Below are 11,052 nucleotides of genomic sequence, written 5' to 3'. Positions count from 1 at the left end.
TTTTTGGGAGCTAAGTGAAGTAAGAGATGAAAAGCGAAGCAAATAAAAGTAGAGCGGAAACCGAAGTAAAAGACTAAACAAAGAAAAGTAAATATAGAAGACTTAATAGAAAGGAAATTGAGTTCAGCTTGTGACCAATAAGAACGAGTGAAAGGTAGAGTAAAGACTGAGTAACGAGAGATAAAAGAGACGAGAGATAAAAGAGAAGACGAGTTATCAAAGAATTATCCTGGCGGCGATAGTGCGGTGGACCCACCTGAGACCATACCGAACTCAGAAGTGAAACGCTGTAATGCCGATGGTAGTGTGGGGTTTCCCCATGTGAGAGTAGGGCACCGCCAGGTTAGCAAATAAAAAATCTAAATATAAATCTATCCATTAAGGTAATTAAGATAGATAAAATTAAGTAAAAACAGAATTAAACAAATTAGATAAAGAATAAATATAGAACCCCAGTTTAAGGACTGGGGTTTTTATTTTTCCAAAGCTTTATATTCTTAATAATCATTCCTAGATCTTAAAAGAAGTATACTCCTTTTACTCCTATTGACATAGGAAGTAAAGGATATCTTGAATAAAATTAAGGAGTTAGAATGAAAAGCACATTTTCTAAATTTTTGTTAGTGTCTGTTATGCTGGGATTGTCTGGGTCAGTGATTTCTACTAATGCTTTTGCTACAGAACCAGCTAAAACTTTTACCGCACAAATGAAATCAAAATATACATTATCTGAAATTTCAGATATTTTAAAGAAAGATATGCTGTAGAATCAATAAAAGGTAAAGTGCTCTCTTTTAAGATGGAAGGCGATAAATTTATTGCAGTAACCTATAATAATGGCGATATTAAATTTGTAAGTTCATATGCTCCGTCGGATCGCTTTTCATTAAGAAAATTAAATAAACTGAATAGTGATAGCCGTTTAGGTAAATATATTTTGAATGATGACGGTGGAATGCGTATTGAAGTTACTATTCGTAGTAATAATAAAGGTCTGACTATAGCTCAAATTATTCAAGGAGTAAAAGATATTAAATTGTTAGATCGCTATGCGATAAATGAGTTTTCAGATAAATAATTTAAAGCCCTACTCGGTGCTTTTTCTTTTCTTCTCCTCTCACAATTAATTAGTGAGAAAATCCCCTACCAATGTTACAATCCACCTAATTTTTCTCAAAAGGATAACCTTAAATGGCTCGTAAGAAAAAAACACGTCGAATTACAGATATTATGCCAATTCGCAAAGCAGATAAAAAAATAGATATAATAAAAGCACGCTCTGGTAAAAAGCTTACTCGTTATGAATTGGATGCTAAAGCTCGTGAAGATAAGAAAAAACGTAAGCATAAAGGTTTAGCTTCAGGATCTCGTCATAGTGCGGTTGAAGAAAAAGCGAATAAACTTCAAAATGAAATTAAAGATCCAAAAATTGGTAGTAAGAAAAAGATACCGTTGGTTGTTGAATTTGTTAATAAGCCTGAAAAAGGTCAAGTAATTCCTGTAATAAAACAGGTGAAAAAACAAGATCCAATGAAAGAGCTTGAAAATCTGGAAAATAATGAAATTCTTAATGAATTATTGGATGCTTTAGATGCGGGTAAAACTATTAGTAAATCAGATCAACAATTTGTAGATGAATGCTTAGATCGAATTTCTGAGTTAATGGAAGAACTTGGCATTGAAGACGAAGATGAAAGCGAAGATGATTTATACCGCACTTTCGAGCGTATGGATATTAATCAATTTAGGTAATCTATGATTTGGATATTTTTTGTCATCGCACTTTTCTTGGTAACTGGATTGACTCTATATGCAATCCGTTTATTAAAGCAGTTAAAAGTTCAAAAGGAATTGATTGCTAAAGCTAAGAATAATCGGGTTATACGATTAAAAGAGAGCATTGATATTATTGCTCGTGCAATGCAGTCTGGAGAATGTAATCTTTCTGAAGGCGTAATTCGTCTTACAATGCTATTAAGGCCTTTTGGTAAGAATTTATCATCTTATCCTGCGATGGCTAATTTATATGAAGTGGTGCGTGATATGCCTACACATGATGACCGTAAACTACTTGAGAAAAGAGAAAGAATGCGTCTGGATTTAGCTCGAGAAAGTGCAGAAGCACAGTTTGAAAAAAATATTAAACAAGAATTGTATATTTTATTAGAAGATATTAAATCTATTGAGCTAATTTAAATATTATAATTTTAAAGAAAAATGCGCTAAGTCTCTCCTAGCGCATTTTTTATGATTATTTTTAACGATTTTGTTCAAAAAATAATACCGTTGCTGCAACACGAGAATGAACATTTAATTTACGTAATAAATTACGGATATGTACTTTTACGGTTTCTTCTGAAATAAACAGTTGTGCTGCAATTTGTTTGTTTGATAAGCCAGTTGCAATTTGACGAAGTACGCCCATTTCGCGATCCGTTAAGCTGTCTAACGGATTATCTTCATGAGTACGTTCTAATAATAAATTTTTAATAGAATCACTCAGAATGACTTCGCCTTGTGCTATGCGCTTGATTTGCTCTAGCAAAGTATCTGGTTCAGTATCTTTTAACAAATAACCATCTGCACCAGCATCAATTAGAGTATAAATATCATTTTTTGCATCAGACACTGTTAAAATTAAAATTCGCGCATCAACGCCTTCTGCACGTAATCCTTTGAGCGTATCTAACCCAGAAAGTCCTTTCATGTTGAGATCTAAAATGATCACATCAGGTGATGTTTGTAATGCCACAGAAATCCCTTCTGTGCCGCTGCTTACGTCAGCCACTACTTCAAAGTTATCGTCTAATTCTACAAGTTGTTTAATGCCACGACGCATTAACGGATGGTCGTCAATCAATAAAACTTTTAGCTTATCCTGCATAATTTCTCCTTTAGTGGTTAGAAGTCCACTTTAAAAAGCATAGCATTTTATAAAGAATTCAATTCTATGCCAATCTAGAATAGAAAAAAATTTGATTTATATCACAAACTTACTATTTGAGGTAGGTTTATTGATGGATAAAAATAGAAAAAGTGCGGTAGAAAAATAGATAATTTTTTACCGCTCTTTTTTAAGATAAGAAATATTAAATGGTCGATTCTAATGCCCAAAGTTCCTGTAAGGTTTCTCGGCGACGAATTAGATAGGATTGATCGCCATCTACTAAAACTTCTGCAGTGCGGGCTCTTGAGTTATAGTTTGATGACATGCTTGCTCCATAGGCACCAGCAGAACATTGAGCTATATAATCCCCTTCGGCAATTGAAAGTTCCCGTTGTTTGCCTAAGAAATCAGACGTTTCGCAAACAGGCCCTACAACATCATAAATGGCTTTTTCTCTTTCTAAAGTGCGGTCAATTTCGACGATGTTCATGTAAGCCTCATACAATGCTGGGCGGATCATATCGTTCATTCCTGTGTCGGTAATGGCGAAATTACGGCTTTCATTACTTTTTAAGTATTGTACTTTTGCTACTAGAATTCCTGCATTTGCAGAAATTGCTCTGCCTGGTTCAAGAATAATTTCAAGTTCGGGATAATTTTTTAGTTTTTCTAATAACGCATTTGCGTAATCGCTTGGATGCGGAGGCGTTTCATCCGTATAAGTCACGCCTAAACCACCGCCCAGATCGAGATGTTTTAATGTAATTCCATCTTCTTTTAATTGTTCCATTAGGACAATTAAGCGATCTGTTGCATCTAAGAATGGTTGTAATTCGGTGAGCTGTGAGCCTATGTGGCAATCCATCCCTGTTATTTTTATGTTTGGTAGCGTTGAGGCTAATTTATACACTTCTCGAGCTTCATTTACGCTTACACCAAATTTATTTTCTTTTAATCCTGTTGAAATATAAGGGTGTGTATGTGCATCAACATCTGGATTTACACGTAAAGAAATAGGTGCGATTTTACCCATTTCTCCTGCGATTTGGTTAATGTGCTTGAGTTCAGAAACTGATTCCACATTAAAGCAACGGATTCCAACTTCTAATGCGCGCATAATTTCTTCTCGAGATTTCGCAACGCCAGAAAAGACCACTTTTGACGCATCGCCACCTGCTGCCAGTACACGCTCAAGTTCGCCTTGTGAGACAATATCGAAACCTGAACCAAGTTTTGCCATAATATTTAACACGCCAATATTTGAGCAAGATTTCACGGCAAAGCAAATTAAGTGAGGACGCTTACCGAAAGCTGAGTCAAAAGCATGCCAATGGCGTTCAAGTGTCGCGCGAGAATATACATAAAGAGGTGTACCGAATTGTTCAGCAAGTTGTTGAATCGGAATATCTTCAGCATAAAGTTTGTTATGTTTATATTGGAAGAAATTCATGTTGTGTGCCTGTTTTAGTTATTTTGGGAATGATATTAGATAATAGATTATTGAGTTTGTTGAGCTTGATCTTTTTCAGGAAAATATAAAGAACCTTTTACGCCACATCCTGTAGCGAATATACAAGCTGAACTAAGTACTAAAATTAATAGTAATTTTTTCATTTTTTCTTTCTCACTTATCGGTAAATCCGCCTTTCACAAGCTTGAGAAAGGCTTTATAATTTGCCGCATTTTATCAGATTTAAACAGGAAAATTTTATGAATATTGCAGAATTTCACCAAAATATTGAACAAGTTTGGCAAAAAATTGAAGAAGAATTGGAAAACCAAGGCGCAGATGTAGATTGCGAAACGCAAGGTTCAGTATTTACAATCACCTTTGATAATCGCACACAAATAGTGATTAACAAGCAAGAACCATTACTTGAGCTTTGGATTGCAAGTAAATTAGGTGGTTTCCATTTTGCTTTTAAAAATGGCGACTGGGTTTCTAATGACGGACAACGTTTTTGGGATTGTTTCGTTGAAGCCTGTGCTGCACATGGCGAGAACGTGCAGTTCTAAAATGCTGGATTCTCCTTTACCATCAAAAATAATAGAAAAACCGACCGCACTTTCTGTTTTGAAATCGGTTTTTGGTTATCAATCTTTCCGTAAAGGGCAGGAAGAAGTTATTAATGCTGCTTTAAATGGACAAGATGCGTTGGTGGTAATGGCAACGGGGAATGGCAAATCGCTTTGTTACCAAATTCCCGCACTTTGTTTTGATGGTTTAACTTTAGTGATTTCTCCGCTGATTTCCTTGATGAAAGATCAAGTGGATCAGCTGCAAGCTAATGGAATTGAGGCGGATTTTCTTAATTCTAGTCAGACTTTAGAACAGCAGCAACAAGTACAAAATAAGCTTATTTCTGGGCAACTTAAACTACTTTATGTGTCGCCAGAAAAAGTGATGACGAACAGTTTCTTTCAACTTATTTCTTATAGCAAAGTCTGCTTTATTGCGATTGATGAAGCACATTGTATTTCTCAATGGGGGCATGACTTTCGCCCTGAATATACCCAGCTTGGCGGTTTAAAAGCCAGTTTCCCTGATGCGCCGATTATGGCACTTACGGCAACGGCAGATTATGCGACTCAACAAGATATTCTGCGGCATCTTAATCTGAAAAATCTGCACAAATACATTGGTAGTTTTGATCGACCAAATATTCGTTATACCTTGGAAGAAAAATACAAACCTATGGAGCAACTGACACGTTTTGTGTTGGCTCAAAAGGGTAAGAGTGGGATTATTTATTGCAACAGCAGAAATAAGGTTGAGCGAATTGCGGAAAGTTTACGCAATAAAGGTGTCTCTGCTGCTGCTTACCATGCGGGAATGGAAACGGCAATTCGTGAACGTGTGCAACAGGATTTTCAGCGTGATAATGTTCAAGTAGTAGTCGCAACCATTGCTTTTGGAATGGGGATTAATAAATCCAATGTGCGCTTTGTTGCCCATTTTGATTTACCACGTAGCATTGAATCTTACTATCAAGAAACAGGTCGAGCAGGACGCGATGATTTACCCGCAGAGGCGGTTTTGTTTTATGAACCAGCTGATTATGCTTGGTTACAAAAAATTCTCTTCGAAAAACCAGAAACGCCACAGCGTCAGATTGAGCAACATAAATTAGAAGCTATTGGGGAATTTGCGGAAAGCCAGACTTGTCGTCGTTTAGTTCTTCTCAATTATTTTGGTGAGCATCGACAAACACCATGCAATAACTGTGATATTTGCCTTGATCCTCCTAAAAAATATGATGGTTTAGTCGATGCGCAAAAAGTAATGTCTACTATTTATCGAGTGGGACAATGTTTTGGTGCACATTATGTGATTGCGATGTTGCGTGGCATGCACAATCAGAAAATTATTGAACGCCAACACCATAAACTTTCAGTATATGGCATTGGAAAAGATAAAAGCAAAGAGCATTGGCAGTCTGTTATTCGTCAACTTATTCATTTGGGTTTTGTGCAACAGGTTATTAGTGAATTAAATCCAACGTTGCAACTTACTGAAAGTGCGAAAGTGATTTTGAAAGGCGAAGAACCGTTAGAATTGGCAATGCCTCGTATTTCTGCAATCAGTAAGATTGCCCATAATCCACAACGTCAAGGTGTTGCAAATTACGATAAGGATTTATTTGCACGCTTGCGTTTCTTACGCAAACAAATTGCCGATAAAGAAAATATTCCGCCGTACATTGTCTTTAATGATGCGACTTTGCAAGAAATGGCACAATATATGCCAACAAGCAATATTGAAATGTTGCAAATTAATGGCGTGGGCTCTATCAAATTAGAGCGGTTTGGGCAGCCGTTTATGGCATTGATTCAAGAACATAAGGCAATTTTGGCGAATGCGCAAAATAATGACTAAGTGTTAAAAGTGCGGTTAAAAATGACCGCACTTTTTGTTATACTTGCGCCAATTTTTTCAGTTCTTAGAATTTAAGGTTAAACAATGCGTACAAGTCAATATTTATTTTCCACCCTAAAAGAAACGCCAAATGATGCTCAGGTTGTGAGCCACCAATTAATGTTGCGTGCAGGTATGATTCGCCCAATGGCATCAGGTTTATATAACTGGCTACCGACGGGTATTCGCGTATTGAAAAAAGTGGAAAAAGTTGTTCGCGAAGAGATGAACAAAGGTGGTGCCATTGAGGTATTAATGCCAGTTGTGCAACCTGCGGAATTATGGGAAGAGTCTGGTCGTTGGGATCAATATGGCCCTGAATTGCTTCGTTTTGAAGACCGCGGAAACCGTAACTTTGTACTTGGGCCAACTCACGAGGAAGTGATTACAGATTTAGTCCGCCGTGAAGTTTCTTCATACAAACAACTCCCACTTAATTTATACCAAATTCAAACTAAATTCCGTGATGAAGTGCGCCCTCGTTTTGGTGTAATGCGTTCGCGTGAATTTATTATGAAAGATGCGTATTCATTTCACACGACACAAGAAAGTTTGCAAGCAACCTATGATGTGATGTATCAAGTATACAGTAACATTTTTAACCGTTTAGGCTTAGATTTCCGTGCGGTGCAAGCGGATACAGGTTCAATCGGGGGTTCAGCTTCTCACGAATTCCAAGTGTTAGCTTCAAGCGGGGAAGATGATGTTGTGTTCTCAACGGAATCGGATTTTGCCGCGAATATTGAGCTTGCAGAAGCAATTGCTATAGGCGAACGCCAAGCTCCAACCGCTGAAATGTGTTTAGTTGATACACCAAATGTGAAAACTATTGCGGAGTTGGTGGAGCAATTCAATTTACCAATCGAGAAAACCGTAAAAACTTTGATTGTGAAAGGTGCAGACGAAAATCAACCGCTTGTTGCGTTGATTATTCGCGGCGACCATGAATTAAACGAGATCAAAGCACAAAAACACCCGTTAGTGGCAGATCCTCTTGAGTTTGCGGACGAAACTGAAATCAAAGCGAAAATTGGTGCGGGCGTGGGATCGTTAGGCGCGGTAAATCTTAATATTCCAGCAATTATTGACCGCACTGTGGCCTTAATGTCTGATTTTAGTTGTGGTGCGAATATCAATGGAAAACATTATTTCAATGTGAACTGGGAGCGCGATGTAGCAATGCCTGAAGTATTTGATTTACGTAACGTAGTAGAAGGCGATCCTAGTCCAGATGGTAAAGGCACGCTTCAAATCAAGCGTGGTATTGAAGTGGGACATATTTTCCAACTGGGTAAAAAATACTCTGAAGCGATGAAAGCGACCGTTCAAGGCGAAGATGGTAAACCTCTTGTGATGACGATGGGTTGCTACGGTATTGGTGTAACTCGTGTGGTGGCTTCAGCGATTGAACAGCATCATGATGATCGCGGTATCATCTGGCCATCAGACGAAATCGCCCCATTCACTGTGGCGATTGTGCCAATGAACATGCACAAATCTGAAGCCGTGCAAAAATACGCTGAAGAACTTTACCGCACTTTACAATCGCAAGGCGTAGATGTGATTTTTGATGATCGTAAAGAACGCCCAGGCGTGATGTTTGCAGACATGGAACTTGTCGGTGTACCGCATATGGTGGTAATCGGTGAGAAAAACCTAGACAACGGTGAAATTGAATATAAGAATCGTCGTACCGGTGAAAAAGAAATGATTAGTAAAGATAAATTACTCAGTGTTTTAAACGAAAAGTTAGGTAATCTCTAATCAGTATTTTATTTTGTATATTGTGACAAAAGAGCGGTTAAAAATAGCCGCTCTTTTTGTTGATCTAACGTTTATATTGAATAATGTTTAATCCAAACTAAATGCTCGAATATAAGGTAGTTTTCCTTTTTCTAACATCTCTTGAATACCGCTTTGATGGTCATTGCTGCCTAACCCCCTTAATTCTAAGGTTATGCCAATGCTATTATCATAAACAATTTCATTACGTGTTTGGTTTTGGTGGTTTGTGACATTGCGTTTTACACCAACACTTGCAGCCCAACAGCAACTGTTATATTGAACGCCTAGATATTGTTCTACTGGTTTTTGTAAGGCGAGATCTTGATAATAGCGTCCTACTACAGCCCAATTATTGGCAATTTCCCAGCCTACAACTAATCCCACTTGTTGGATATCTTGTTGATAGGCGTTAGCCGATTTACCTAAGTTTTGGTCAATATATTCTTGGTTCACATATCGATAATTTAACTGAATTAAATTATTTTTTTCAGGATTATATTCTAGTGATGTATTCGCTAATGATGTTGAATTGGTATGAGTATCAAATTGATAGCTACCACGCCAATACCATTTATTACTTATTTTCCAATTAGATTCTAATGCCCAAGCAGATGATGAAGTTGGTGTTTTATTCGCAGGGTTTTCATCAATACGAGAATTATTTAAGTAATAAATTTGACCTGCAGATAAATTAAATCGTTCTTCGCCAGCAATATCATAAAAACGCGTTGTGCCACCCAAGGTAACTTGATTTGCCGATGAAATTCGATCTAAACCACTATAACGGCGATCACGGAATAGCGAATAGTAATCTTGCTGTACTAATGCTGAATCGTAACCAAATCCCAAATAATCATTATTAAGTGTTGAACCAATATTGCTTTGATTTCGGTAAGGACGATATAAATACTGCACGTGCGGTTCGAAGGTTTGTGTATACTCTTTTAAGAACGTTATATCGCGTGCTAATACACTTTGTAAATCAACTTTAAATTGTGGAATAACTCGATTTACCGTTTTTTGCACGTCCTCTGCATTTTTTCCTGAACCTTTTTTCTGCTCGTAACGAGTCGCATAAAGTTTCGTTTCAATATTCAAACTGCCGTATTTATTTGACATTAAAGAATTTAGACTAGGTTCTGCATGGAAACGCCATGCAGTTGGCATCAATTTACTGTCATTATCAAAACGAACTGCTTGTGAATGTAATTTGAAATTTAACCATCCATTCGCTAAATCATATTTGTGATAGTTGAAATCTAATTGTGGTACTGCACGGTAAGGGCCGATGTTTACAATATCATCAAAAATTTGGAACTGATGTGCAGAAAGAGAAAAATTATAATTTGGTTGATAATAAGCTATGCGAGCATATTGGTTCGCATAACCATCGGTACTGCGTCCATAAATAGAATCAAAGTCGTTGAAATAACGTTTATCGCTTACTCGGGTGTAATTAATATTTAGACGCCAATTTTGTAAAAAGCTAGAATTGTGATTCCAATAGAACAAATGACGTTTTCGATTATCACTAGCATATTCAGAGTAACGATCCTTACCTAAATATTCTCCTGCCACTTTACCTTCGCCAATAGAGGTTAAATAGCGAAATTCCCCATTTGCTTGCCAACCACGGCGAGACATATATTTCGGGGTGAAAGTAAGATCATAATTAGGCGCGATATTCCAATAAATTGGTTGTGCATACCAAAGACCATCTCGGTTAGATGTTCCCGCGCTTGGAATCAATAAACCAGAACGACGACGATCTCCAATGGGTAATTGTAAGTAAGGGGTATAAAAGACGGGAACACCGTGTATTTTAAAGCGAGCATGCCACATTTCAGCATATTCTTCTTTCACGTATTGACGAATTTCTGACGCATCTACAGCCCAAGCATTGTCGCCGTGCAAACATGACGTAAAGGTTGCATTCTTCATTACACGATAATTATTATGCAGTTTTATATTATCAGCTTTACCACGTCCTTGACGACCGACAAATTCATATTCTGAATTTGTTAAATTACCATCGTGACTATCTAAATTAAACTCTGCATCTTTACCCAACATATTGATCTGATTATCTTTATAATCAAATCCATTGCGGACATAAGCCATGCGTAAAGGTGTTGATTGGTTTCCAGATTGTTTGACCTGCACGGATTGTGCTAACAAATGGCGATTGCCTTGTTTCAAATCTACATTACCTTGATAGGTCGCATCATTTGGCTGATTAATTTCTGCGTTATCCGCTTCAATATAGACAGGCAGAGAATTCACATCACCCGTCACGACTTCACCGCTAAATTTTGGCACGCCCATTAAACATTGTTCATGCAAATCTGCCAAACTTTGTTGGCTATAAAGTGCGGTCAAAATAGCAAGTGAAATTAAAGTGTGTTTTTTATTCATCGTCTTGTTTTAATTTGTCAGAAAATTGGTCAGATTATACTGGAAAAAG

Annotated in this window: 11 protein-coding genes and 1 rRNA gene; 8 read left to right on the top strand and 4 right to left on the bottom strand. The window is 37.2% G+C overall.

Annotated features, from left to right (window positions below; translation table 11 throughout):
- Window positions 1-228 precede the first annotated feature (228 nt).
- The 5 genes from rrf to DQN49_RS01645 all read left to right on the top strand — a co-directional run bounded on the left by rrf (window position 229) and on the right by DQN49_RS01645 (window position 2,196).
- Window positions 229-344, top strand: a 5S ribosomal RNA gene (gene rrf, locus DQN49_RS01660).
- 249 nt (window positions 345-593) lie between these two features.
- Window positions 594-767 carry a hypothetical protein gene (locus tag DQN49_RS10165; RefSeq protein WP_006995386.1) on the top strand — a complete coding sequence of 58 codons (174 nt, stop codon included), beginning with the start codon at window positions 594-596 and terminating at the stop codon, window positions 765-767.
- Window positions 768-799: 32 nt separating this feature from the next.
- Window positions 800-1,078 (top strand): hypothetical protein, encoded by a 279-nt coding sequence (locus DQN49_RS01655; protein WP_006995387.1) that lies wholly within the window; start codon window positions 800-802, stop codon window positions 1,076-1,078.
- Window positions 1,079-1,191: 113 nt separating this feature from the next.
- Window positions 1,192-1,752 carry a Der GTPase-activating protein YihI gene (gene yihI / locus DQN49_RS01650; RefSeq protein WP_006995388.1) on the top strand — a complete coding sequence of 187 codons (561 nt, stop codon included), beginning with the start codon at window positions 1,192-1,194 and terminating at the stop codon, window positions 1,750-1,752.
- 3 nt (window positions 1,753-1,755) lie between these two features.
- Entirely contained in the window at window positions 1,756-2,196 is a 441-nt protein-coding gene (locus DQN49_RS01645; protein ID WP_005648547.1) for a DUF2489 domain-containing protein, read from the top strand.
- 61 nt (window positions 2,197-2,257) lie between these two features.
- Here DQN49_RS01645 and DQN49_RS01640 read toward each other — a convergent pair whose 3' ends face one another.
- From DQN49_RS01640 to lptM, 3 genes are all read right to left on the bottom strand, one after another.
- Window positions 2,258-2,884, bottom strand: a complete 627-nt coding sequence (locus DQN49_RS01640; RefSeq protein WP_005652269.1) for a response regulator — start codon at window positions 2,882-2,884, stop codon at window positions 2,258-2,260.
- Between the two features lie 205 nt (window positions 2,885-3,089).
- Window positions 3,090-4,337, bottom strand: coding sequence for a diaminopimelate decarboxylase (gene lysA / locus DQN49_RS01635; protein ID WP_006995389.1), 1,248 nt, complete (start codon window positions 4,335-4,337; stop codon window positions 3,090-3,092).
- 47 nt (window positions 4,338-4,384) lie between these two features.
- The gene (gene lptM, locus DQN49_RS10340; protein WP_012055197.1) at window positions 4,385-4,501 is read right to left on the bottom strand and encodes an LPS translocon maturation chaperone LptM; all 117 of its coding nucleotides are present in this window, start codon (window positions 4,499-4,501) and stop codon (window positions 4,385-4,387) included.
- A gap of 96 nt (window positions 4,502-4,597) precedes the next feature.
- Here lptM and cyaY point away from each other — a divergent pair, with 96 nt between their 5' ends.
- From cyaY to proS, 3 genes are all read left to right on the top strand, one after another.
- Window positions 4,598-4,903 carry an iron donor protein CyaY gene (gene cyaY, locus DQN49_RS01630; RefSeq protein WP_005655473.1) on the top strand — a complete coding sequence of 102 codons (306 nt, stop codon included), beginning with the start codon at window positions 4,598-4,600 and terminating at the stop codon, window positions 4,901-4,903.
- Between the two features lies 1 nt (window position 4,904).
- A complete protein-coding gene (gene recQ / locus DQN49_RS01625) occupies window positions 4,905-6,764 on the top strand; it encodes a DNA helicase RecQ (RefSeq protein ID WP_006995390.1) in 1,860 nt (619 codons plus the stop codon).
- Between the two features lie 84 nt (window positions 6,765-6,848).
- Entirely contained in the window at window positions 6,849-8,567 is a 1,719-nt protein-coding gene (gene proS, locus DQN49_RS01620) for a proline--tRNA ligase (protein WP_006995391.1), read from the top strand.
- Window positions 8,568-8,654: 87 nt separating this feature from the next.
- On the opposite strand, the gene lptD is transcribed toward proS, so the two are convergent.
- Window positions 8,655-11,003, bottom strand: coding sequence for an LPS assembly protein LptD (gene lptD, locus DQN49_RS01615; RefSeq protein ID WP_006995392.1), 2,349 nt, complete (start codon window positions 11,001-11,003; stop codon window positions 8,655-8,657).
- Between the last annotated feature and the right edge of the window lie 49 nt (window positions 11,004-11,052).

Source organism: Haemophilus aegyptius (genome assembly GCF_900475885.1).
Classification (GTDB): Bacteria; Pseudomonadota; Gammaproteobacteria; order Enterobacterales; family Pasteurellaceae; genus Haemophilus; species Haemophilus influenzae.
Note: the sequence above shows the minus strand (reverse complement) of the source record. Positions and strands in the feature narration are given on the sequence as shown.